Source organism: Niveispirillum sp. BGYR6, assembly GCF_027568365.1.
Classification (GTDB): Bacteria; Pseudomonadota; Alphaproteobacteria; order Azospirillales; family Azospirillaceae; genus Niveispirillum.
The window spans coordinates 74,175-95,543 of sequence record NZ_JANLNL010000004.1; the positions used below are offsets into that span (position 1 = coordinate 74,175).

The 21,369-nt window shown below is 63.2% G+C and carries 24 protein-coding genes; 11 read left to right on the forward strand and 13 right to left on the reverse strand.

Annotation, left to right across the window (positions count from 1 at the left end; translation table 11 throughout):
• Nucleotides 1-223 precede the first annotated feature (223 nt).
• The 3 genes from PCJ49_RS10875 (at nucleotide 224) to PCJ49_RS10885 (ending at nucleotide 4,254) form a co-directional block, all read left to right on the forward strand.
• The gene (locus tag PCJ49_RS10875; protein ID WP_269910951.1) at nucleotides 224-2,467 is read left to right on the forward strand and encodes a primosomal protein N'; all 2,244 of its coding nucleotides are present in this window, start codon (nucleotides 224-226) and stop codon (nucleotides 2,465-2,467) included.
• A gap of 131 nt (nucleotides 2,468-2,598) precedes the next feature.
• A complete protein-coding gene (locus PCJ49_RS10880; RefSeq protein WP_269910952.1) occupies nucleotides 2,599-3,597 on the forward strand; it encodes a hypothetical protein in 999 nt (332 codons plus the stop codon).
• Nucleotides 3,598-3,666: 69 nt separating this feature from the next.
• Complete coding sequence (locus PCJ49_RS10885; RefSeq protein WP_269910953.1) at nucleotides 3,667-4,254, forward strand: hypothetical protein; 588 nt, start codon at nucleotides 3,667-3,669, stop codon at nucleotides 4,252-4,254.
• Between the two features lie 54 nt (nucleotides 4,255-4,308).
• On the opposite strand, the gene PCJ49_RS10890 is transcribed toward PCJ49_RS10885, so the two are convergent.
• The 4 genes from PCJ49_RS10890 to PCJ49_RS10905 form a co-directional block, all read right to left on the reverse strand.
• Nucleotides 4,309-5,733 (reverse strand): saccharopine dehydrogenase NADP-binding domain-containing protein, encoded by a 1,425-nt coding sequence (locus tag PCJ49_RS10890; RefSeq protein ID WP_269910954.1) that lies wholly within the window; start codon nucleotides 5,731-5,733, stop codon nucleotides 4,309-4,311.
• Nucleotides 5,734-5,884: 151 nt separating this feature from the next.
• Nucleotides 5,885-7,135: a type III PLP-dependent enzyme gene (locus PCJ49_RS10895; protein WP_269910955.1), complete on the reverse strand. Its 1,251-nt coding sequence runs from the start codon at nucleotides 7,133-7,135 to the stop codon at nucleotides 5,885-5,887.
• Between the two features lie 498 nt (nucleotides 7,136-7,633).
• On the reverse strand, nucleotides 7,634-7,795 hold the full coding sequence (locus PCJ49_RS10900) for a YqaE/Pmp3 family membrane protein (RefSeq protein ID WP_089287685.1): 162 nt from the start codon (nucleotides 7,793-7,795) through the stop codon (nucleotides 7,634-7,636).
• A 68-nt stretch (nucleotides 7,796-7,863) separates the two neighbouring features.
• Nucleotides 7,864-8,103, reverse strand: a complete 240-nt coding sequence (locus PCJ49_RS10905) for a ChaB family protein (RefSeq protein ID WP_269910956.1) — start codon at nucleotides 8,101-8,103, stop codon at nucleotides 7,864-7,866.
• Nucleotides 8,104-8,125: 22 nt separating this feature from the next.
• On the opposite strand from PCJ49_RS10905, the gene PCJ49_RS10910 reads away from it, so the two are divergent.
• Nucleotides 8,126-8,668: a hypothetical protein gene (locus PCJ49_RS10910; protein ID WP_269910957.1), complete on the forward strand. Its 543-nt coding sequence runs from the start codon at nucleotides 8,126-8,128 to the stop codon at nucleotides 8,666-8,668.
• A gap of 21 nt (nucleotides 8,669-8,689) precedes the next feature.
• On the opposite strand, the gene PCJ49_RS10915 is transcribed toward PCJ49_RS10910, so the two are convergent.
• From PCJ49_RS10915 to PCJ49_RS10925, 3 genes are all read right to left on the reverse strand, one after another.
• Nucleotides 8,690-9,217, reverse strand: coding sequence for a carboxymuconolactone decarboxylase family protein (locus PCJ49_RS10915; protein ID WP_269910958.1), 528 nt, complete (start codon nucleotides 9,215-9,217; stop codon nucleotides 8,690-8,692).
• A 61-nt stretch (nucleotides 9,218-9,278) separates the two neighbouring features.
• Complete coding sequence (locus PCJ49_RS10920) at nucleotides 9,279-10,043, reverse strand: SDR family NAD(P)-dependent oxidoreductase (protein WP_269910959.1); 765 nt, start codon at nucleotides 10,041-10,043, stop codon at nucleotides 9,279-9,281.
• Nucleotides 10,044-10,082: 39 nt separating this feature from the next.
• Nucleotides 10,083-10,877 (reverse strand): SDR family oxidoreductase, encoded by a 795-nt coding sequence (locus PCJ49_RS10925; protein WP_269910960.1) that lies wholly within the window; start codon nucleotides 10,875-10,877, stop codon nucleotides 10,083-10,085.
• Between the two features lie 139 nt (nucleotides 10,878-11,016).
• Between PCJ49_RS10925 and PCJ49_RS10930 the strand changes: the two genes are divergently transcribed.
• From PCJ49_RS10930 to PCJ49_RS10950, 5 genes are all read left to right on the forward strand, one after another.
• Nucleotides 11,017-11,943, forward strand: coding sequence for a GlxA family transcriptional regulator (locus PCJ49_RS10930; RefSeq protein WP_269911177.1), 927 nt, complete (start codon nucleotides 11,017-11,019; stop codon nucleotides 11,941-11,943).
• Nucleotides 11,944-12,080: 137 nt separating this feature from the next.
• The gene (gene arfB / locus PCJ49_RS10935; protein ID WP_089287687.1) at nucleotides 12,081-12,500 is read left to right on the forward strand and encodes an alternative ribosome rescue aminoacyl-tRNA hydrolase ArfB; all 420 of its coding nucleotides are present in this window, start codon (nucleotides 12,081-12,083) and stop codon (nucleotides 12,498-12,500) included.
• Nucleotides 12,501-12,511: 11 nt separating this feature from the next.
• On the forward strand, nucleotides 12,512-13,714 hold the full coding sequence (locus tag PCJ49_RS10940; RefSeq protein ID WP_269910961.1) for an NAD(P)/FAD-dependent oxidoreductase: 1,203 nt from the start codon (nucleotides 12,512-12,514) through the stop codon (nucleotides 13,712-13,714).
• A gap of 164 nt (nucleotides 13,715-13,878) precedes the next feature.
• Nucleotides 13,879-14,139: a type II toxin-antitoxin system RelE/ParE family toxin gene (locus PCJ49_RS10945; RefSeq protein ID WP_153202434.1), complete on the forward strand. Its 261-nt coding sequence runs from the start codon at nucleotides 13,879-13,881 to the stop codon at nucleotides 14,137-14,139.
• On the forward strand, nucleotides 14,136-14,537 hold the full coding sequence (locus tag PCJ49_RS10950) for a helix-turn-helix domain-containing protein (RefSeq protein WP_269910962.1): 402 nt from the start codon (nucleotides 14,136-14,138) through the stop codon (nucleotides 14,535-14,537). The genes PCJ49_RS10945 and PCJ49_RS10950 overlap by 4 nt, the downstream gene beginning before the upstream one ends.
• Before the next feature lie 74 nt (nucleotides 14,538-14,611).
• Here the strand turns inward: PCJ49_RS10950 and PCJ49_RS10955 are convergent, their stop codons facing one another.
• The 5 genes from PCJ49_RS10955 to PCJ49_RS10975 form a co-directional block, all read right to left on the reverse strand.
• Entirely contained in the window at nucleotides 14,612-15,136 is a 525-nt protein-coding gene (locus PCJ49_RS10955) for a hypothetical protein (protein ID WP_269910963.1), read from the reverse strand.
• A gap of 14 nt (nucleotides 15,137-15,150) precedes the next feature.
• Nucleotides 15,151-15,687, reverse strand: a complete 537-nt coding sequence (locus tag PCJ49_RS10960; RefSeq protein ID WP_269910964.1) for a hypothetical protein — start codon at nucleotides 15,685-15,687, stop codon at nucleotides 15,151-15,153.
• Between the two features lie 101 nt (nucleotides 15,688-15,788).
• Nucleotides 15,789-16,652 carry a ChbG/HpnK family deacetylase gene (locus PCJ49_RS10965; RefSeq protein WP_269910965.1) on the reverse strand — a complete coding sequence of 288 codons (864 nt, stop codon included), beginning with the start codon at nucleotides 16,650-16,652 and terminating at the stop codon, nucleotides 15,789-15,791.
• A complete protein-coding gene (locus PCJ49_RS10970) occupies nucleotides 16,649-17,677 on the reverse strand; it encodes an alpha/beta fold hydrolase (RefSeq protein WP_269910966.1) in 1,029 nt (342 codons plus the stop codon). The genes PCJ49_RS10965 and PCJ49_RS10970 overlap by 4 nt, the downstream gene beginning before the upstream one ends.
• A complete protein-coding gene (locus PCJ49_RS10975; RefSeq protein WP_269910967.1) occupies nucleotides 17,661-18,662 on the reverse strand; it encodes an ABC transporter ATP-binding protein in 1,002 nt (333 codons plus the stop codon). The genes PCJ49_RS10970 and PCJ49_RS10975 overlap by 17 nt, the downstream gene beginning before the upstream one ends.
• A 213-nt stretch (nucleotides 18,663-18,875) precedes the next feature.
• Here PCJ49_RS10975 and PCJ49_RS10980 point away from each other — a divergent pair, with 213 nt between their 5' ends.
• Together PCJ49_RS10980 and PCJ49_RS10985 are read left to right on the forward strand one after the other, a co-directional pair.
• On the forward strand, nucleotides 18,876-19,061 hold the full coding sequence (locus PCJ49_RS10980; RefSeq protein ID WP_089287694.1) for a zinc-finger domain-containing protein: 186 nt from the start codon (nucleotides 18,876-18,878) through the stop codon (nucleotides 19,059-19,061).
• Between the two features lie 459 nt (nucleotides 19,062-19,520).
• Nucleotides 19,521-19,820, forward strand: coding sequence for a hypothetical protein (locus tag PCJ49_RS10985; RefSeq protein ID WP_269910968.1), 300 nt, complete (start codon nucleotides 19,521-19,523; stop codon nucleotides 19,818-19,820).
• 138 nt (nucleotides 19,821-19,958) lie between these two features.
• Here the strand turns inward: PCJ49_RS10985 and PCJ49_RS10990 are convergent, their stop codons facing one another.
• Nucleotides 19,959-21,203 carry a Bcr/CflA family multidrug efflux MFS transporter gene (locus PCJ49_RS10990; protein ID WP_269910969.1) on the reverse strand — a complete coding sequence of 415 codons (1,245 nt, stop codon included), beginning with the start codon at nucleotides 21,201-21,203 and terminating at the stop codon, nucleotides 19,959-19,961.
• Nucleotides 21,204-21,369 lie beyond the last annotated feature (166 nt).

Consider the following 21,369-nt stretch of genomic DNA (forward strand, 5'->3'; position numbering starts at 1 on the left):
ATCTACCGTGGAATTGTTACGGCATTGTAACTGATGCCGCTGCGCGACATTCTCTTACAATTAATAGCTATTTTCCTTGATCGTGGTCGGTGCTGGGAGATTTTGCGTTCCCTCGTGCGCCGGGCGCCTGTATCCACAGGCTTGGGGCTTACGCGCCATGGGGCGCGCGTCGGCGGTCGCCGACGATAAAGCAAGGGGCATGGGCAGCGGGAACCGGCGGGTTATGGCGACAGGCGGGCAGGGTGATCTTCTGGGCGGCGGGCCAGTGGCGCCGGCGGTGCGCCGGGTGCGTGTGCTGCTGCCCCTGCCGCTGGCCGAACCCTATGATTACCGCGTGCCCGAAGGGATGGAGGCGCCGCCCGGCACCTATGTGGAGGTGCCGCTGGGCCCGCGCCGCCTGTTCGGGGTTGTCTGGCAGGATGATGCCGACCATAACGGCGACCGGGTGGCGGAAACCAAGCTGCGCCCGCTGATCCGCGTCTTCGACCTGCCGCCCATGCCGGCGGTGACGCGCCGTTTCATCGCCTGGGTGGCGACCTACACCATGTCACCGCTGGGGGCGGTGATGCGCATGGCCGTGTCGGTTTCCGCCGCACTGGAGGAGCCGCGCGCCCTCACCGCCTATATGCGCAGCGAAGGGGAACTGCCCGACGGACTGCGCCTGACCCCCGCCCGCAAGCGGATTCTGGAATTGCTGCTGGACGGGCCGCCACGGCTGGCCGCCGATCTGGCCAATGATGCCGGTTGCGGCCCCGCCGTGGTGCGGGCGCTGGCTGATGCCGGGGCCTTGACGCCCGTGCCCATGCGGGCCCTGCCGCGCTTTCCGGTGCCGGACCCGGATGCCGCCGCAAAGGAACTGTCGGAGATTCAGCGCGCCGCTGCCGATGATCTGACCGCCAAAGTGTCCGCCGGCGGCTATAGCGCCACGCTGCTGGATGGCGTCACCGGTTCCGGCAAGACGGAGGTGTATTTCGAAGCGGTGGCGGCCGCCCTGCGTGCCGGCAAACAGGTGCTGGTGCTGCTGCCGGAAATCGCCCTTTCCAGCCAGTGGCTGGACCGGTTCGCCGGGCGGTTCGGCGTGCGCCCCGCCGAATGGCATTCCGAACTGGCCCCGCCCCTGCGCCGCCACACCTGGCGCGCCGTGGCCAATGGCGAGGCACGGGTGGTGGTGGGCGCACGCTCGGCCCTGTTCCTGCCCTATCCCGATCTGGGCCTGATCGTGGTGGATGAGGAGCACGAGGCCGCCTTCAAGCAGGAGGAAGGCGTCGTCTATCACGCGCGTGACATGGCGGTGGTGCGGGCGCATCTGGGGCAGATTCCCATCCTGCTGGCCAGCGCCACGCCCTCGCTGGAAACGCTGGCCAATGCGGAGACCGGCCGCTATGCCCGCATTGATCTGCCCGCCCGGCATGGCGGGGCCCAGATGCCCGATGTCACCCTGATCGACCTGCGCCGCAAGGATGCCGCCCCGCCGGCCCGGCAATGGCTGTCCCCCATCCTGCGCAACGCGCTGGCAGAAACCATGGCGGCCGGCGAACAGGGGATGCTGTTCCTGAACCGCCGGGGCTATGCGCCGCTGACCCTGTGCCGGGGCTGCGGCCACCGGCTGCAATGCCCGCATTGCACCGCCTGGCTGGTGGAACACCGGCTGACCCGGCGCCTGCAATGCCACCATTGCGGGTATACCGCCCCCAGCCCCGACCATTGCCCGCATTGCGAGGCGGAAGGCAGCTTTGTCGCCTGCGGCCCCGGCGTGGAGCGGGTGGCGGAGGAGGTGGCCAATCTGTTCCCAGAGGCGCGGGTGGCGCTGATGACGTCGGACACGCTGGCGGGCCCCCGCGCCATGCTGAATGTGATCGAACAGGTGCGCGACGGGGCGGTGGATTTGTTGATCGGCACCCAGGTGATGGCCAAGGGCCACCATTTCCCCCTGCTGACCCTGGTGGGGGTGGTGGATGCCGATCTGGGGCTGGGCGGCGGCGATTTGCGGGCGGGGGAGCGCACCTTCCAGCTGCTGCATCAGGTGGCCGGACGCGCGGGGCGTGAAAGCCGGCCGGGCCGGGTGATGCTGCAAACCCATATGCCCGAACATCCGGTGATGCAGGCCCTGCTGGCCCATGACCGCGACGGTTTCCTGGCGATTGAGGCCGAACAGCGCCGCGCCCTGGACATGCCGCCCTATGGAAGGCTGGCCGCCCTGATCGTGTCGGGGGAGGATGAGGCGCTGGTGGACCAGATTTCCAGCCGCCTGGGCCGCACCGCCCCGCGCACGCGGGAGGAATTAACGATCCTGGGCCCCGCCCCGGCCCCGCTGGCCGTGCTGCGCGGCCGGCACCGGCGGCGCCTGTTGCTGAAAGGGCCGAAGAACCTAGCCCTGCAGCCGGTGCTGGCCGACTGGCTGGCCCAGGTAGACATCCCCGCCGCCGTGCGGGTGCAGGTGGATATCGATCCGTATAGTTTTTTGTAAGCGGCTTGTTCCCCATTACCGCTCTGATGCCGAGGTGACGCCCAGAGGGGCTAACACAACTGATCCGCTCAACAAGGGCAATTCCATCCCCTAAAATACCGCATCCGTTGATATTGATGCTGGGGTGGGTGATGAGGGTTGCAAAGTCTCTGCCGCTATTACCCAGTCTGGCGACCGTGGAGATTGCCCAGGTCAATGGCTACCACTTCATCGGGCGGCCCCATGCCACGCCATTGAAACGGCTGTCCTTTTGCGATCCGGAGCGGCGCCGGTTCCTGCAAGGCCTCCTTGGCCTGTGGGCCGAATTACCGGCGCGGCTTCATGATTACCTTGTCCGCACTGGCATTGAACCCAACCTGCCGGCGGGGCCGCTGCCATTATGGCAGCGCCCCTATCAGCCCGCGGATCAGGTGATCCCATTCCATGCGCCCAAACGGTCAACGCCGATCAATCTGCCGAAGCTGATCGACGATTGTGTACGTTTGATGCGGGAAGGGCGACTGCTGGTCAGAAGCGCCAGCCCCAACCCCGCCTTCCCCGCCTCGGTTCTGCCGCTGGATTGGGGAGACAGGAAGCAATCGGCCGCGGGAGAGGATTTTCTTTACCGGCGGGAATCTTTACCGGGCGTGAGTAACCGGCTGCATTGGCCGGGCGGGGCCAGTGGTGTCACGCTGGGCCCTGGGTATGATATGAAGTCTCGGCTAGAAGATGAAGTTAAGAATGATATGCTTCAACTAGGGCTTTCAGCCAAAGTTTCCTCTAAAGTTGCGGAAGGTTCTTTCCTGGAAGGAGAAAAAGCAAGGGATTTTTGCGCGGAAAACAAAGATGTTGTTTATCTTTCGACTGAACAAGAAATTCAGTTAATGAGAATGATTTTGCCGACTTATGAAAAAAGAATGAATGACGCTTTGTCCGTTTCGATAAAATCCTTACTATTTCAAAGTGAAATAGACTCTCTAATTTCTTTTACATATAATCGCGGGAGTCTAATAAAAACAAAATTAGCCAATTATACAAACTCTGGACGATTAGATTTGGTTGACGATGGTTTCAACCAATTCAGACCAGGTGGGGATATCAACAGAAGGCCAGCAGAGATCGCGCTCTTCACGGAGGGGAGATACATATAATGCGTTACCGTACCATAGTTAGAATCCGGTTTCGCTCATTGAAATTATTATTTCAATAAGGAGGGTGTTTTGCATATTAAAATAGTAAATTATATTTTTTTCTTAATTCTCGCCTGCAGTATCCAGGGTGTTGAGGCCAAAGATCTGCCCCCGCAGTGGCTCATTGGAGATTGGCGGATAGAAAAAATATTCGTACAAACAGATGAAATTGATAGTTTTTCAGAGCGTGCGCTTCCATATAATTCATTTAAAGAAGAAGTGCTTCATATCAGTGGAAGTTATGTTCAATTAAAAGGTTATGCGTGCTCAGAATTTTCAATTTCAAGCGGAAATGATAGCCTCTATAACCTTATAGGTGGAGGTTATTATTCACCTGGTGAATTTACGAGTCAAGATGGAGAATTATATACCGTAGAAAAACTAAAGAAAATATCAAAATACTACACAATTAATTGTAAAAAGAACCTCATGCGAAGTCTAGAGAACAAAAATATTTGGGAATCGGACTCACCACTTCGTTCCGAAATTAAATGGGAATTTATTCCGCTAGACGGAAATCTCAAAAACGGAACGGTTCAGACTATTGGAGTCCCATTTTTTGCCTGTGGAGGTTGCTATCTGATATTCAAACGTGAACCGGTGCGACCAGTCTCGTAAGTGAACAGCAAACCCAACGGGGGACCGCAACGCGGTCCCCCGTTGGGTTTGTTCTCACAACACCCGGATATTCTTGAACTGCCAAGGATCGGACGTATCCACATCCTCCGGGAACAGCTTGTTACGGCCTTCCAGCGGCGTCCAGTCGGTATAGGCACCGACCACCGGCCCCAGATAGGGCATACAGATATCCAGGCAGCGCTGGAAATCCATATCGTCGGCTTCCACGATACCGCGATCCGGGTTCTCAATGGCCCAGATCATGCCGGACAGGGCCGCCACCGTCACCTGCAGGCTGGTGGCACTGTTGAACTCCACCAACTCCCGCGCTTCGGCACAGGAAAGCTGGGAACCGTACCAATAGGCCCCCTTCTCGTGCCCGGCCAGCAGCACGCCCAACTCGTCCACGCCCTCGATGATTTCCTTCATCAACAGGCGCTGGGTTTCCTGCTGCACATAATTCTTGCCGGCGAATTCGTGGATCGATTTCACCGCATCGTCGCAGGGGTGATAGGCGTAATGGCAGGTGGGGCGATAGATGGCGTTGCCGGCCTCATCCCGCACCGTCAGGTAATCGGGGATGGACAAGGCCTCGCTATGGGTGATCAGGAAGCCATGGAAGGGGCCTTCCATCGGCGTCCAGGTGCGCACCCGCTGGGTCACGCCCGGCCGGTTCAGGATGATGCCGGCCTGACAGCCATAATCATGCCGGATGCCATCGGGCGGGAACGTCGCCTCATGCGTGCCCCAGCCCAGTTCCGCCGGCTGGCAGCCTTCGGAAATGAAGCCGTCGATCGACCAGGTATTGACGAACTCCCCCCGGCGCTTGGGCACGCTGGAAATCTGGGTGTCGCGTTCGGCGACATGGATCACCTTCACGCCCAGTTCCTGCGCCAGCTTGGCCCAGCCGGCGCGGTCTGTCGGCACCGCGACATCGCGGCCGGTATCTTCCGCGATGTTCAACATGGCCTGCTTGACGAAATGCGACACCAGGCCCGGATTGGCGCCATGGGTCAGCACCGCCGTCGGGGCACTGGTCCCCAGCTTTTCCCGCATCGCCAGCGCCGTTTCGCGCAGGGCATAGTTCGACCGCTGGCTGGGCGTCAGGCTGGGATCGGTATAGCCGCCGGGCCAGGGCTCGATACAGGTGTCCAGGTAAAGCGCGCCCTTCTCGGCGCACAGTTCGACCAGCGAGACGGAGGAGACGTCAACCGACAGGTTGAGCAGGAAATCCCCCTTGTTCAGCAACGGTTCCAGGATGGAACGATAATTCTCGCGGGTCAGCGGGTTCTTGACGAACTTGATGCCGAAATAGTCAGCCTCACCGTGTCCACGCTCGTCCGCCGTGACGATGGTGATGTTCTGAGGTTTGATTTCGATATGCCTCAGAATCAGGGGCAGCACGCCTTGGCCTATGCTGCCGAAACCGACCATCACAAGACGCCCAGGAAGGGCACAATGCTTCTGATATTGGGTCATTTTCGCTTTTGCTCCGGGGCTATTACCCGCCTATGGGTGCCTCTTGGCTTGTGGGAGTTGACGGTTCAGGGTGAACGCAGACAACAGGAATGCACGGCCCCGACCGTGTGGTCGGAGCCGTGCTGTGGTTAACTTGTGACCATAGAGTGACCTAAGCGGCCATTTCTGGCAACTGTGGCGCGATGGCATGGCCCGGCGTGGCCAGCAGCGGGCTGTCCACCACCTCCACCAGACGGGCCTGATCGAACCCGTTGAACTCCGTCCGCAGGGTCGCGCCATAGGCGCCCAACTGGCCGATTTCGATCCAGTCGCCTTCCTGAATATCGGCCGGCAGCAGGAAGGGGCCCTTCATGCGGTCGGCACTGTCACAGGTGGGGCCCCAGAAGCTGAAAGCCACCAGATCGGCATCGCTGCGGCGAATCAGCCGGCAGGGAAAGCGGAAGGCCGGCACGCCGGCATCCGACAGGCTGCCATAGACGCCATCATTGATGAACAGCTCATCCCCGCGCCGGCGTTCCACCTGCACCACCACCGAACCGCCACCGGCCACCAGGGCGCGGCCCGGTTCGCACCAGATGCGGGTGCCGGCGGGCAGGTCCAGCGCCTGCACGCCACGGGCGATGGCAGCCATGTAAAGCCGCAGGTCGGGCGGGTCCATATCCGGATAGCTGACGGGGAAGCCGCCGCCGACATCCACCACATCAATGGCCACACCGGCGGCCTGGATGACGCGGCCGGCAATGGCCAGCCCCGCCTCGTAAGCGGCCGGGTCCATCATCTGGCTGCCGACATGGAAGCAGATGCCCAGCCGGGCCGCCCGCGGGCGGGCGCGGCGCAGCAATTCGACCGCCTGTTCCAGCGTGGCCCCGAACTTGCCGGACAGATCATAGGCCGCCGCCGACTTGGGCATCGCCAGCCGGATGAACAGGCCCAGATCGGCCGGCGCCTTGCCGGTGACGGCCAGGATCTTGTCCAACTCCTCCTGGCTGTCCAGGGAGAAATCGCGCACGGCGAATTCATTCCAGGCCTTGGCGATGGCGGCGCGGTTCTTCACCGGGTGCATGTAATGGATATGCGCATCGCTGAACATCTGCCGCACAACGCGGATTTCCGCCGGCGACGCGCAATCAAAATGCCGCACGCCGCCGCGATACAACGCCCGCAGGAAGGCCGGATCGGGGTTGCACTTCACGGCATACAGCACATCGCCGCCCGTGGCCGCCCCGAACAGATCGATGAAACGGCGGGCGGTGCTGACCAGCACCTGCGGGCGGATGCAATGCATCGGCTCCGCCGGCTGCAAATCCGCCACCATCCGGTCGACGGTGGGCAGAGTGGCCGGACGGGTGAACAGGTTGCGACGCAGCGGTGCAACGGCGGAACGGAAGCGGATATGCGCCATGACAAAATCCCCGCTGCCGCCCGGCCCGTTCAGGGCTGCCGGACGGCATGAAAAACTGGAACAGGCCCGCGAATGGCGCAAAGCCAAGCGGTGCCGGGTGCGGTGGGGAAAAGGGTCTGGCGTCGCGTCGTGATTGCCGGGTCGATCCTGCGGCCCCGATGGGGATGGCAGTGAACCTCAAAGCGTCAACAGACGAGAGGAACCAGAGAAGGCCTCAGCCTAACATGGCCCCTTTGGGCATAACGGCGTTCATATCGACTTCCCTCTCGGGACCGGCCCACGGTTGACCGGTTCTGCCAAAAAGGACGCCTGACGTCGTTGCATAAACACCAGGGGCAGCGCCAGGATGGCGGATGCCGCAAGGGCCAGGGGCACGTGCGGGTGCGTCTGACCTTGTTATTTATGCAAATGGCTGCGGGACGCAAGCATCTTTAAGGTCAGGACAGGAAATTTCACAATCCCCCCGCGCATGGGGTCCATGCGCCGGGGTCATCTGCGTCATTTCACTTTCACAATGACCCAGATGGCGTGGATGATGCCGGGGATATAGCCCAGAATCGTCAACAGGATATTCAGCCAGAAATGCATCCCGAACCCCACCTGCAGGAACACGCCCAGCGGCGGCAGCAGGATGGCAAGGATGATGCGGAGGAGGTCCATGGCTTGAGCCCTTTCGCGTTGAAGCCTTTGTTTGCTAACGGATGAGCGTCGCACCGGTTCCCGCAGGCTCAAGCCGCCGGCTTGGGCTGCCAGATATCCTCCGTGTCCCGTTCATACCGTTCGCGCACGGCGGCCCAGGCAGCCAGTTGCGCGGCATCATCGCGGCTGGGGTGAACAAAGTCCGGGTCTTCCGGCTCCTGCCAATCGTCCCAGGCAGCATTATAGGCTTGGCGGAAAATCGCCTGCGCCGGGGCTGGCAACTGGTTGCGCACGCTGTCGGGCAGGTCAGTCTCGCTCTCATAGCGCATGGGGATCTCCATCGACAAAGCTATGGTTACAGAACCCGGCATCGCTGCGGTGGTTCCCACCGCCCCCCTGTGCGCTGCCCCGGCCGGCACCCATATCTGGATCATGACAAACCGCATTCACCTCCTTGGCCTGATGCTGGCCCTTGGCCTGCTGGCGGCCCCCGCCCTGGCGGACAACCCGTTGCTGAGCCCGGCCCCCGGCACCACGCCCACCCGTGGCCCGTCGGCCCTGTCGGTGGAGCGTGACCGCGCCCAGGCGGATGCCTTGCGCTCCCGCGCCGAAGACCGGTCGCTGGGGGTCTTGCCACCGGACCCGATGCAGCAACGGGAAGCCACCAGCAACCGGCTGCAGGCCGACCAGATCACCCGCTCCCTGCAAGGGCCGGGTGCCGTGCCGATGACACCGGGCGATGAAGCCTTGCGCGACACGCTGGGCCAGGGCCAGCCCCTGCCGGGGGCGGAGATGCCGGCCCCGCGCATCAGCCATGGCCGGGCACCGGGCAAGCCGTCGCCGGTGCAATCCTCCCCGGTGCCAGATCGCAAACCGGTGCCGCCGGGGCAGTGAGGCGAGCGGGGGCTAGCCTGCTTAGATTTCCGGGAAGTCCACGTCGGTGCCGGCCACATTGTTGATCAGGTTGGTGAAGAAATTCTCCGCCACCACGGCGACGATCTCGACAATCTGGCCTTCACTGAAGCCGGCAGTCCGCACCGCATCGATGTCGGCTTGCGAGACCTTGCCGCGCGTCTCCGCCACATGCCGGGCAAAGGCGACAGCCGCTGCGGCCTTGGGTTCTTCCGATGTGCCGTGCCGGGCGCGGTCAATTTCCTCGCGGCTCAACTTGGCGAAGGTGAACCCGGTGAAACTATGGGCCGCACTGCAATACTCACAACCATTTATCGCGGCGACAGTCAGCGCAATGCGTTCCCGCGTCTTCGTGTCCAGCGCCTTGCCAAGACCCTGGTTCAAGGCGGCATGGGCATTGATGACGGCTGGGCTGTTGGACAGAACGCGGAAGAAATTGGGAACGCGGCCGAGCTTCGCGTTGATCGTGCCAAGTGTGGCCTGCGATGCTTCGGGAGCGGACTGCGGAGCGGGGATGGAAAGACGGGACATGGCCTGTACCTTTGTTTGACAGGGGAATTCGTGTACCGATCCGGGATCGGTGCGGCCTTGATTAGGCACCCACCGGAATGGGGTTCTCAACGAGGCTTTGGTTGAAGGCGTCGAAAAGGGCGTGCTCATTGGCGCCTGGATTGTCGCGCATCGGCTTGATGGCCTCGACGATCACTTCAGGATCATCGGTTGCCAGGGCCGCCAGCGTCTGCTCAATGAAGGCAGGCAGCGGCATGGCGCGCGGATCCCCGCTCTTGTAGATCAGATCGGTATCCACCCAGGGCGGCGCGATTTCCTGCACCCGCACAGTGGTGTTGCGCAGTTGGAAGCGCTGCGACAAGGCGAAGGAATGCAGGGCCGCCTTCGTTGCCGAATAGATCGCGTTACTGGCAATCGGCACAAAGGCAAGAACACTGCTGGTGTACAGGACGGTCGCCGCCGGCTTCGTTTTCAGATGCTCGATCAGGGCGGAGGTTACACGGATGGGGCCCAGCAGATTTGTGGTGATCAATGCCTGCGCAACCGCATCGTCGACAGGGCCGGATACATCGTCGAAAGGCATGAAGCCGGCATTGTTGAACACGACATTAAGATCGGGATGGTTTTCGATCAGTTCACGGGCGGCCGACTGGATGCTGTCAAGGCTGCTGACATCCAGCGTGATGGCCGCCATGCCGGGATTGGCGGCCGTAACCTCCGCGAGAAGCGCCGTGCGCCGCCCGGAAATGATCACTTTGTTACCCAGACGATGCAGGGCTTCAGCAAGACCGCGGCCAATGCCGCTGGTGCCGCCGGTGATGAAGATCGTGTTGCCGGTGAGTTTCATGAAGATAATCCTGACAAGGAGAGGATGATGCCGCAGGGATCAAAGCGCGACGGTGAAACGCGGGGCGGGCTGGGTGGCGGAAAGCTGGGGCCCCAGGGCATGGCGTGCCGCCTCATAGGCGTTCCACAGCTCAACATCCCGCAGCGCCGGGATCGTGCTGGTCTCGCCCAGGTCCAGCCCGGCGAGTGCCGCATCCACCATGTCTTCGGCCTGCATCACGATCTCGCTGGGCAGATGCTCGACCGGCAAACCACCCAAGGCCCAGAAATCGGTCCGGGTGGCACCGGGCAGCACGGCCTGTGCCCGGATGCCGCGCTCAGCCAGCTCATGGTTCAATGAGGTGGTGAAGGCCTGGACGAAGGCTTTGGTCCCGCCATAGACGCCGTTGAGCAACTCAGGCGCCACCGCCACAATGGAGGCAATATTGATCACCGTGCCGCCACCGCGGGCAACGAAGCCAGGGACCGCGGCATAGGTCAGACGCATCAGCGCCGTCACGTTCAGCCGCACCATGGCTTCCATGCGATCAACATCGCTTTCCAGCAGCTTGGTGTGGGTGCCGATACCGGCATTGTTGACCAGCGCCGTGATGCTCGCATCTTCGCGCAGCACCTTCTCGACAGCGGCCAGATCGGCCGCGTTGCCCAGGTCGGCGGCCAGCACCTCGACCGCCCGGCCAGTCTTGTCCGAAATCCGGGCTGCAAGCGACTGGAGCTTGTCCTTATTGCGCGCCACAAGGATGAGGTCATAGCCGCGCGCAGCAAGCCGGTCGGCATAGATCGCACCGATGCCGGTCGAAGCGCCGGTGATGAGTGCGGTTCCCTTGATGGTCATTGGTGTCGTCCTTGTTGAGGGAGGAATGCGTGATCGCTTCCGACAAGGACTTTATGGACCGAATGATCTATGTCTGATATGACGTATAAAGTACGTTTTTAGGACATACTGTTGAGAGGGTTCCATGCCTCACGTGTCTATGGTCCTCACGTCCGGTTTCCAGTTCCTGGCGCTGGGTGTGCAGGCCGCCTTCGAACTGGCCAATGCCTTGAAGGGAGAGGCTTATTACAGCCTCTCCATCACCTCGGTCGAAGGCGGCCCTGTCATGTCATCAAGCGGCTTTGCCGTGCCGACAACAAGGCTGAGCGAGGTGGAGCCCCTGGACACGCTGCTGCTTCTGGCTGGCCTTGTGCCGCCGCCGCCGCAAGATGAAGCAACCCTGGCCCTGTTGCGCGCCAAGGCCACCGAATCCCGCCGGGTGGCAGGCCTGTGCACCGGGGCGTTTCTGCTGGGGCAGATGGGTTTTCTGGAAGGGCGTCGTGCGACCACGCACTGGGCCTATGCCCGGCATATGCGTGAGGCCTTTCCCAATGTGCGGGTGGAGGATGACCGCATCTTCATCAATGAAGGCGCGGTCTGGACGTCAGCGGGGCTGACAGCGGGTTTGGATCTTGCCGTGGCGCTGATCGAGAAGGATCTGGGGCGCGACATGGCAAGCGCGATTGCGCGGCGGCTGGTGATGCATCATCGCCGGGCTGGTGGTCAGTCTCAACATTCGGAGTTGCTGGAGTTGGCCCCCAGCAGCGATCGCATCCAGAAGGCGTTGATCCATGCCAAGGCCCACCTTGCCAATCCGCTGACCGTTGAGGAACTGGCGGAGATCGCAGCCCTGTCGCCGCGCCAGTTCAGCCGTGCTTTCCGTGCGGAAACCGGTCAAACACCTGCCAAGGCGGTGGAACATATCCGGCTTGAGGCGGCACGCCTGATGATCGAGGAGACGCGTCACCCTATGGATCAGATCGCACGCGAAAGCGGCTTCGTCGATATCCGCCGGATGCGCGAAGCCTTTATGCGCCACTACGGACAGCCGCCACAGACCCTCCGGCGCCTCGCCAGGGTCGCCTGATCCGCGCACGGACTTTCCCGCTTCGTTGAAAGCCTCCCACCGGCATCATTATCGATCCCACGCCCGCCCCTTCCCAACCCCACCCCGTTGCTGTAGGCAGGGAGCAGAATCCCCACCCAGCACCGGACCCTTTCGCCATGATCCCCATCACCCCCTATATCTCCATCGCGGAGGAGGAGCTGCAGGAAAGCTTCCTGCGCGCCGGGGGGCCGGGGGGGCAGAATGTCAACAAGGTGGAAACGGCGGTGCAGCTACGTTTCGACGTGGCCAATTCCCCATCCCTGCCCGACTGGCTGAAACAGCGGGTGCGCGGGGTGGCGGGGCGGAAGCTGACGGCGGAGGGTGTACTGGTGCTGGTGGCGCAGGCCCACCGCAGCCAGGAGCGCAACCGCGAGGAAGCCAAGGAACGGCTGGTGGAGATTTTGGCCAAGGCGGCGGAACGGCAGGCGCCGCGCCGGGCCACCCGCCCCACCAAGGCGTCCAAGGTCCGCCGGCTGGATGAAAAGGGCAACCGTGCCGGCATCAAGAAGATGCGCGGCAAGGTCGGGCTGGATTGAACGGAAACGCCATGACGCGCAATTATGATGTGGTTATTGCCGGTGGCGGGGCCGCTGGCCTGTTCGCTGCCATTTTCGCCGGACGACGCGGCCGCCGGGTATTGGTGCTGGACCATGCCGACAAGGTGGGATCGAAGATCCTGATCTCCGGCGGCGGGCGCTGCAATTTCACCAATCTGGACACCAAGCCTGACCGCTTCCTGTCGCAGAACCCACATTTCTGCATCTCCGCGCTGAAACGCTACAGCCAGCATGATTTCATCGCCCTGGTGGATCGCCACGGGGTGAAATGGCACGAGAAGAAGCTGGGCCAGCTGTTCTGTGATGATGGCGCCAAACAGATTGTTGATCTGCTGCTGGCTGAATGCGCCGATGCCGGCGTGGATATCGCCACCCAATGCCGCATCGACAAGGTTTCCCCCCAGCCCGGCGGCGGCTTTGCCCTGACCACCAGCCGGGGGGAGATCACGGGCGACAGTTTCATCCTGGCCACCGGCGGCCCCTCCATCCCGAAGATGGGGGCGACGGATTTCGCCTTCCGGCTGGCGCGGCAATGGGGGCTGGCGCTGGTGGAGCCGCGCCCGGCCCTGGTGCCGCTGACCTTTGCCGACCGCGACCTGGAAAAGCTGCGCGACCTGTCGGGCGTGCCGCTGGAAGCCACCGTCACCTGCGGCAAGGGTCGCTTCCGGGAAGCCCTGCTGATCACCCATCGCGGTCTGTCCGGCCCCTCCATCCTGCAAATCTCCTCCTATTGGCGGGAAGGGCTGGATGTGACCATTGACCTGTCGCCCGATCTGCCGCTGGCCGAACATCTGAAGGGGCTGAAGCGGACAAGGCACAAGGCGGAACTGCGCACCATTCTGGGTGAATTGCTGCCCCGCCGCTTTGGGGAGCGGCTGTTTGAAACCGACCTGATCGGGCCGCAGCCCTTGGTCAGCCGCCCGATGGCCGATCTGCGCGACGCCGACCTGACGGCCCTGGCCCAGGCGCTGCACCATTGGCGGGTCAGCCCCAATGGCACCGAAGGCTATCGCACGGCGGAAGTAACGCTGGGCGGCGTGGACACGGCCGAGCTTTCCTCCAAAACCATGGCGGCGAAAAAGATCCCCGGCCTGTATGTGGTGGGGGAAGCGGTGGATGTTACCGGCTGGCTGGGCGGCTATAATTTCCAATGGGCCTGGTCCAGCGGCCACGCGGCCGGCATGGCTGCCTGAGTTACGTGCCAACCTGTCCAACCGGGGGGACAATCTCCACCTGGCTGGCTTCTTCGGGATTGTCATAGGACCCTATGGCGCATCGCCGGTCCGCATCCATTGAAGATGTTCTCTATTAGAGAATTTTCCTTGAAAGAGCGTTCTCTATCAGCGAATATTCGGCAATGAAGCTCGCTCTCAGCAAAGCCGCATTGAAGGGCCTGTCGAAGATGCCGCCGAAGGCCCGCACCTCCATGATGGAGAAGCTGGAAACGGTGGCGGCATCTCCCTTTGCCAGCCACCCGTTCGACGTGAAGGCGTTGACCGGCGTGAAGGACATGTACCGTATCCGCCAGGGTGACTGGCGCGCCGTGTATGAGCTGGTGCGTATCGATGACATCATGATGGTGGTCATCGTCGACATCCGTGGAGAGGTGTATAAATGAACACCATTACCCCCCTGACCATCACCGCCGATACCGTCCTGCTGGCTCGCGCCGATTATGATGCGCTGTTGGCAGCGCTGGAGGAAGCGCGGGACATCGCGACCGTGCGGCAGTTCAAGGCCGATCTGGCCGCCGGTCGGACCGAAACACTGCCCTGGGACATGGCCAGGGCTCTGCTGGACGGCGCCAACCCAGTCCGGGTCTGGCGGGAACATCGTGGCATGACCGCCCGTGCCCTGGCCGCCGCCGCCGGCATTGCGACGGGTTACCTGTCAGAAATTGAAACTGGTCGCAAACCGGGCAGCGCCACCGCGCTGAAGGCGCTGGCCACCGCCTTGCATGTTGATATGGAAGATTTGGTGCCCGCCCCCAGCACCAACGAGATGACCGCAAGGTGAGATGACAGCACCATATCTTGGACACCCCCGCCCGAAACTGGAAGTGGGCCGGCACAGGCCCGCGGCCTCCTGGCTCAGGCGCGGCGGAACCGTTCGATCTTGGCGATGCGAAAGCCCTGGCCGGAGGGGAAGCGCGGCTCTGCCCGGTAGCGCGCATCACGGTCGGTGGCGCCGGCGATCAGATAGGTGCGGCCGGCCGCCCATTCCATGCTGGTGGCCACCGGAACGCCCGGCCCATTGCCAGCGCCACCATTGAGGATCGTCACTTCCCACAATTTCGCCTGGGTCAGCGTGGCGCGGTCAACCAGGAACAGGCGTTGCTTAGGCGCCTCCTCCAGGGCGGCCAGGGCCGCTTCCTGCTGCGCCTTCTCATCATTCAGCCGCATCACCTCTGCCTGGGCGCTGGCCAGTTCATCGCCCACCTGCGACAGCAATTCGCCCAAGGTGTTGCACGCCACCTCCAGCTGGTGATGCTCCTCCTCCAGCGTGCGCATGTCGCGCTGATGCTGCACCACATCCCCTTCGATCTTGCGCAGCACGGCGGCGGCATAGGTGATGGAGACCAGAATCAGCAGGATCAAGCCGACATGGATGAACATGCGCGCCCCCGCCCCTATTCCGCCGCCATGATACCCGCCGGGGGCGGGATGGGACGCGACGGGCTGAACCCGGCATCGGCCGAGAAGGTGGCGCGCAGCATCTTGGCTGCATCATCGGCATTGTCGGCCCAGATTTCCACCAGATGGCGGACATTGCGCAGCTTGCAATCCTTCACCAGCGTCTGGCCAATGGTGAAGCTGCTGGCCAGTGTCATGGTGGATTGGAAGAGCTGGCGGCCACCCGCCGGCTCCCCCAGCTCATGCACGATGACGTAATTATCCTGTTCGGCCTGCTGCACCCGGCGCTTGGCCTCCGCCAGCTGGTTGGCCATGGCCTTGCGGTCCACCTCCGCCTGGCGCACCCTTTCCTGGGCCTGACGGTAATTCTCCTTCAATTCTTCCTGCTTGCGGTGAAGCTCCCGGTTGCGCTCCTTCTGGCGCAGTAATTGCGCACGCCTGGAATAGAACAGCACCTGCCGGACGAGCGCGATGCTGACCGCGCCGATGGCGGACAGCAGGGCGACGACGAACAGGGTGAGATTGACTTCCAACGGGGCAACCTTCGCGCAGCAGAAATGGGCGAATACGCGGCCGACAAACGGCCAACGCCGCCAGGATATCACCAATAATTACCACGGTCGCGCGGCAGCGCCTAACCCAAAGGGATAGTTTGGCCGCGCGCCACAACCAAATCTGCCCGGGCCAGATCATCAGCAAAGGCCGGGCTGGCCAGATAATGCAGTTCGGCCAATCGTGGTTCCGTCAGCGGGTCCAGGGCTGCCAGAATTTCATCGGGATATCCCGGATGCACCATCACCAGCAGGCCCGGCCGGGCCTTGGTCAGGAATCGCCGCATCCGGGCCGGGAAATCCCCGTCAAATCCATAGACCCCGGCGAAGCCCCGGTTGGTGGGAATGCCGCGACGCTGCGCCGCCGCCGCCAGCCCCAGGGCCAGGGCGGCGATCAGCCCCGCCTTGGCCGGGGCGACACCGCGGGCCAGAATGGCACCCGGCCCCGCCGCACAATTGCGCAGCCAGACGCGGCCAGCGGGATAGCGCCGCGCCATTTCATCCAGCAGCGGCCCGCGGATGCCGGGCAGCAGATGCACATGCTGGTGCCCGTCGATGAAATCCGGCGCGCGGCCCAGCGCATCCTCAAACCGGTCCAACTGGCGGGCAATCTCCGCCGCGATCAGGCGGCGGGGGGCCGGATCGCGCAGCCGCCCCACCAATGACCAGCCCATCCAGCGGCCGATCCCCGGCAACTGCCCACCGGGTGCCAATACCCCCAGATCGCCCAGCGGCGACAAGCCGCCGGTCAGGGTCAGGTGCAGCCCGGCCTGAAACCCGGCGGGGGCCGCGGCCAGAAGGCGCGCATGGTCGGGCCAGAGCGGGCTTGGCACCATCGCCCCCGTACCGGACAGGCGCCCGGCTGCCGCCAGTTCCAGCACCGCATCGCTGATGCCGGGGGAAAGCGCGTAATCATCAGCAATCAGGGTGACGGGAATCGGGCTCATGATGCGGGAGCCCCCGTACCCGTCCCTTCCAGCCCGCTGGGCAGCGGGGCGGCGGGGTCGCCGACAAAGGCCGCCACATCGCGCCAGACCGTTTCCGCCTGCAAATCCCGCAACAGCATGTGCCAGCCTTGCGGGTAGCGCACGCGGCGGATGCTGGCGTCGGCGGGCAGGCTGGCCAGGGCCTGGGCCACCGGGACCGGCGGGATCACCTGTTCATGCTGCCCATACATCACCAGGGTGGGGCCAGGCAGATGGCCCATGGCCGCCATGGCCTGATCCATCAGATCGGTCAGCCCGCGCACCGCATCCACCCGTGTGGCGCGGATCATCAGCGGGTCGCGGCCCAGCGCCACCAGCATGGGGATATTGTCGGACGCCTGAATTTTCAGCCCGCGCGGCGGGGTCAGCTCCATCCAGGGCACGGTCCAGCCAGCCAGCGCCAGGGCCCAGCGCTGGTAAAAGGGCATGGTCGACCGCGACCAGACGGCGGGGGCAGACAGAATCAACCCGGCCACCCCTTCCGGCAAAGGCTGGCCAGCAAAGCGGCTGGCCACCACCGCCCCACCCATGCTTTCCCCCAGCACATAAAGCGGCAGATCGGGATAGGCCGCGCGCACGGCGGCAATGGCGGCCGAAAGATCGGCCCCCAGTGTGGGGATGCCGGGCCAGATGCCGCGGTTGGGCGTATCGCCGAATCCGCGCTGATCATAGGCCAGGGTGACAATCCCCTGTCCGGCCCAGTAGCGGCCCGGCAGGGCAAAGGCATTGCCATAATCATTGAAGCCATGCAGGGCCAGGATGACGGCGCGCGGCCGCACCCCCTCTGCCGGGGCCCAGCGCCGCAGCGGCACCGACAGCCCGTCGGCCAGGGTCAGCCGTTCCGCCGCCAGGGCGGGCATGGTGTGTGCCGGCCCCATCGGTTGATAGGTGCCGGCACAGCCGCTGATCAGAAAACAGCCCAGCAGCGCCAGCAGCCGGATCAACAGGCCCGGCCGCAGCCGGCCGTTTTCAGCGATAATCGGCATCCGTGGCAGGCGCGCGGGTAAGCTGCAGGAACACATCCTCCAGATCGCTTTCAACGATGGAGAGATCCTTCACCGACAGGCCAGCGGCCGCCATGGCGCCCAGCAGGTCGGCCACCCGCGTCTGGCTGGGACGGTAACGCACCACCAGCCGCTGCGGATTCTGCAGGCTGACATCATAGCCCGCCAGTTCAGCCGGCACCGCCGCCAGCGGTGCTTCCAGCGTCACCACCATTTCCTTAGCATCGATGCGGCCCAGCAGGGCCTCCTTCGATTCGCAGGCCACCACCTGACCATGATTGACGATGGCGATGGTGTCACACAGCTCTTGGGCTTCTTCCAGATAATGCGTGGTCAGCACCACCGTGGTGCCGGCCTGATTCAGTTCGCGCACATAGGCCCACAGGCTTTGCCGCAGTTCGACATCCACGCCGGCCGTCGGCTCATCCAGCACCAGCACGGGCGGGGCATGGACCATGGCCTTGGCCACCATCAGCCGGCGGCGCATCCCGCCCGACAGGGTGCGGGCATAGGCATTGGCCTTGTCCTTCAGCCCCACCGCCTCCAGCAGCCGGTCGGTCTGGCGCTCGGCCTTGGGCACACCATAGAGCCCGGCCTGCAGGTCCAGAATTTCACGCGGGGTGAAGAAAGGATCCAGGTTCAGTTCCTGCGGCACGATGCCGATGGCGGCCCGGGCCGAGCGCGGATGCCGGTCGATATCGATGCCCCAAATGGCCGCCGTGCCGCCGGTTTTGTTCACCAGCCCGGCCAGAATGTTGATCGTCGTGCTTTTGCCCGCGCCATTCGGCCCCAGCAGACCATAAATGGACCCGCGCGGCACCGACAGGTTGATGCCCTTCAGCGCTTCCTTCGGCGGGGCCTTGCCATTGCCACGATAGGTCTTGCGCAGATCGCGGATATCAATGGCGGCTTCGGGCAGGCTGCCGGACGGATCGGCGGCAAGGGTCCGGCTTACACTGTCGGGCATGTCGATCATATCCTGGATCAAGGCAAAGGGACCGGGCGGGCGTGCCCTTGGGTTACACCCGCCCGCAGGCAGGGTCAATTTATGCGCAAGGGGCAGGGGCAGCTTCCATGCATTCATCCCGCCCGCTTCCTGCCCATTGCGCAAATGGCAAGCGGTAGTATGATGCGGCCGCGAAATCGCATCTGTGATCACCATCATCCAAAGGAACGTCCCATGCAGCCGCTGGAAACCATCTACATCGACGATGATACCGTCGGCTGCGATGGCGGTGGCGGGGCGCTGGGCCACCCGCTGGTCTATCTGCCGCTCACCCCCACGGGTCAGGTCACCTGCCCCTATTGCAGCCGCCTCTATATCCAGACTGAGGAAAGCAAGGCCGCCGGCGGCCACGGCCACTGATCCGGCGGCCACGCTCCCTGTCATGATCACCCCGGCCCGGCTGACCCAATGTCACCCCGGCCGGGGGACGATCCATCCGGCCTGTGGCCGCGCGACAGCGGCTGACCGCTGGCTTGGAAAATTCTCTTCCGTGTTGCGGTTCCACGCTGAACCGCCGCTGGGCGGCCAAAAGCCTGCCCCATCCCCCCGGATAAAATACGGCCACATTGGTTGATCCCGGCGACGCCTTGTTGCGCCACCCTGCGCCCGCCGACCCGGTCGATATAACCTTTCGCACAGTTTAGCGATCACGATGCATGAAGACGATTGCAGACTGTGCGTCACCGTCTATAGTGTTATGATGCATCTTGAGCACGATTACTTGTAAACCAAAAGTTAACAACATCCATCCGTTTCCATTATGTCATTCATTTTTCCGTTCTATCCTCTTCCCCGTCCCGGATCGATCTGCCCCGCATCATGACATCTCCCCGCCTTCGTCTTTCTGTAACGCGGTTGCCCTTTGTCGGGGAACGCGCTGATGGGCGCTTCGGCTATTGGGTTCTGCCTGTATTGGCCGATGATGCCGACCCGCGCATCCAGGGGCGCACCTTTGCCGCCTGGTTCCTGCTGTATGAGGAAGCCAACGGCAAACCTGCCGCACGCGAATTGATGGATAAGATCGAACGGGAGATGCCGTCGCGCTACCCGGCGGTGGACCGGGCTTTCCTGTGGGAAATCAGCCGCTCGCACGCCAGCAAGACATCCAGTGCCGCCTGATCAAGGGCAGGCAATTCCGGCCCGGCACAACCAGGTGGTGCGCAAGCCAAGGGCGTGGATGCGCCCGCCTGGCGCTGAAGGAACATGCTTAAGCCGGAAGCCATGACCATGGCTTCCGGGTGTTAGCTTTGAACAGGCTTACTTCACCAGTACCCGGTGCAGGATCACCCCGGTGATGGCGCAGCCGCCCAGCACCAGACACATGGGCAGCGGCGTACCGTCGGACAACAGCCCGACCAGCGCCCCGGCCGCCGCCCCTGTGCAGAGCTGCAGCGCGCCTGACAAGGCCGAGGCCGACCCGGCCAGATGCGGGAAGACGGAGAGCGAGCCGGCCATGCCATTGGCCCCCACCAGCCCCATGCAGCCCAGATAGAAGAACAGCGGCACCATCAGCCCGAACAGCCCGCCAAAGCCGGTCAGCGCGATCAGCGGCAGCACCAGCCCGATGCCAGCCGTCACATAAAGCCCCAGCTTCATCAGCCGGTCCAGACCATGGCGCATGACCAGCCGGCTGTTGACGGCGCTCATCGCCATCATGGCGATGACATTGGCCCCGAAATAGTAACCGAAATGCTCCGGCGAGACCTTGAAATACTCAATATAAACAAAGGGTGTGCCGGAGATATAGGCGAACATGCCGGCAAACACGAAGCCACCGGACAGCGAATAGCCCAGGTAGCGGCGGTTGCTCAGCAGGGTCAGATAATTACGCAACATGCCGGCATTCTGGTGCTGTCCGGGCGATCTTGTCTCCGGCAGGTACAGCAGGCCCAGCAGTGACAGCACGCCGAAGCCGCAGAGAATCCAGAACACGCCGCGCCAGCCCAGATAGACCAGCACTTGCCCGCCCAGAATCGGCGCCACCATGGGGGCCGCCGCCGTCACCAGCATCATCAGTGACATGACAGACGCGGCGCGGTTGCGTTGAAACAGGTCGCGGATCATGGCGCGGGCCAGCACGGGCGGCGCACAGGCGCCGGCCCCCTGCACCACGCGCCAAGCCATCAGCGACCAGATATTGGTGGAAAGCGCACAGCCGATAGAGGCGATGACGAACATGATGATGCCGGCCGCCGCCGGCAGCCGCCGGCCATAGCGGTCGCCCAGCGGCCCCCAGATCAGCTGGCTGATGCCCAGACTGCCCAGAAAGGCGGACAGGGTGAGCTGAACCAGGGCCGGGTCCGTGCCCAGATCACGGGCGATCTGCGGCAGGCCCGGCAGATACATATCAATCGACAGCGGGCCGAACATGCAGAGCAGGCCCAGAATCGTCACGAACAGCCGGAAGCTGGTGCCGGGCGGCAGGCCCGGCGATCCATCCTGTTCCATCTGTCCGCCGGCGCCGGCAAGGCTAATCGCATCCACTTGTTCGCGGCCGCGCATCGTTGAAAACCCATATATCGACGAGAGAATAGCAGGCCGGAAAGCGCATCGGCCATTATTAAAGATAACATTCCGGCATGGTCGCTTGAATGCCCCCTGGCCCCATGGCAGCCGCCCTTATGCTGCATAGCAACATGAGGCGTGTGCCGCCGGGCCATGCGCGGGC

Bases quoted from the DNA above. Each gene is read 5' to 3' on its own strand.
- PCJ49_RS10875 (WP_269910951.1), top strand. From the start codon at position 224: ATGGCGACAGGCGGGCAGGGTGATCTTCTGGGCGGCGGGCCAGTGGCG.
- PCJ49_RS10880 (WP_269910952.1), top strand. From the start codon at position 2,599: ATGAGGGTTGCAAAGTCTCTGCCGCTATTACCCAGTCTGGCGACCGTG.
- PCJ49_RS10890 (WP_269910954.1), bottom strand. From the start codon at position 5,733: ATGACCCAATATCAGAAGCATTGTGCCCTTCCTGGGCGTCTTGTGATG.
- PCJ49_RS10895 (WP_269910955.1), bottom strand. From the start codon at position 7,135: ATGGCGCATATCCGCTTCCGTTCCGCCGTTGCACCGCTGCGTCGCAAC.
- PCJ49_RS10900 (WP_089287685.1), bottom strand. From the start codon at position 7,795: ATGGACCTCCTCCGCATCATCCTTGCCATCCTGCTGCCGCCGCTGGGC.
- PCJ49_RS10905 (WP_269910956.1), bottom strand. From the start codon at position 8,103: ATGCGCTATGAGAGCGAGACTGACCTGCCCGACAGCGTGCGCAACCAG.
- PCJ49_RS10910 (WP_269910957.1), top strand. From the start codon at position 8,126: ATGGTTACAGAACCCGGCATCGCTGCGGTGGTTCCCACCGCCCCCCTG.
- PCJ49_RS10915 (WP_269910958.1), bottom strand. From the start codon at position 9,217: ATGTCCCGTCTTTCCATCCCCGCTCCGCAGTCCGCTCCCGAAGCATCG.
- PCJ49_RS10920 (WP_269910959.1), bottom strand. From the start codon at position 10,043: ATGAAACTCACCGGCAACACGATCTTCATCACCGGCGGCACCAGCGGC.
- PCJ49_RS10925 (WP_269910960.1), bottom strand. From the start codon at position 10,877: ATGACCATCAAGGGAACCGCACTCATCACCGGCGCTTCGACCGGCATC.
- PCJ49_RS10930 (WP_269911177.1), top strand. From the start codon at position 11,017: ATGGTCCTCACGTCCGGTTTCCAGTTCCTGGCGCTGGGTGTGCAGGCC.
- arfB (WP_089287687.1), top strand. From the start codon at position 12,081: ATGATCCCCATCACCCCCTATATCTCCATCGCGGAGGAGGAGCTGCAG.
- PCJ49_RS10940 (WP_269910961.1), top strand. From the start codon at position 12,512: ATGACGCGCAATTATGATGTGGTTATTGCCGGTGGCGGGGCCGCTGGC.
- PCJ49_RS10945 (WP_153202434.1), top strand. From the start codon at position 13,879: ATGAAGCTCGCTCTCAGCAAAGCCGCATTGAAGGGCCTGTCGAAGATG.
- PCJ49_RS10950 (WP_269910962.1), top strand. From the start codon at position 14,136: ATGAACACCATTACCCCCCTGACCATCACCGCCGATACCGTCCTGCTG.
- PCJ49_RS10955 (WP_269910963.1), bottom strand. From the start codon at position 15,136: ATGTTCATCCATGTCGGCTTGATCCTGCTGATTCTGGTCTCCATCACC.
- PCJ49_RS10965 (WP_269910965.1), bottom strand. From the start codon at position 16,652: ATGAGCCCGATTCCCGTCACCCTGATTGCTGATGATTACGCGCTTTCC.
- PCJ49_RS10970 (WP_269910966.1), bottom strand. From the start codon at position 17,677: ATGCCGATTATCGCTGAAAACGGCCGGCTGCGGCCGGGCCTGTTGATC.
- PCJ49_RS10975 (WP_269910967.1), bottom strand. From the start codon at position 18,662: ATGCCCGACAGTGTAAGCCGGACCCTTGCCGCCGATCCGTCCGGCAGC.
- PCJ49_RS10980 (WP_089287694.1), top strand. From the start codon at position 18,876: ATGCAGCCGCTGGAAACCATCTACATCGACGATGATACCGTCGGCTGC.
- PCJ49_RS10985 (WP_269910968.1), top strand. From the start codon at position 19,521: ATGACATCTCCCCGCCTTCGTCTTTCTGTAACGCGGTTGCCCTTTGTC.
- PCJ49_RS10990 (WP_269910969.1), bottom strand. From the start codon at position 21,203: ATGCGCGGCCGCGAACAAGTGGATGCGATTAGCCTTGCCGGCGCCGGC.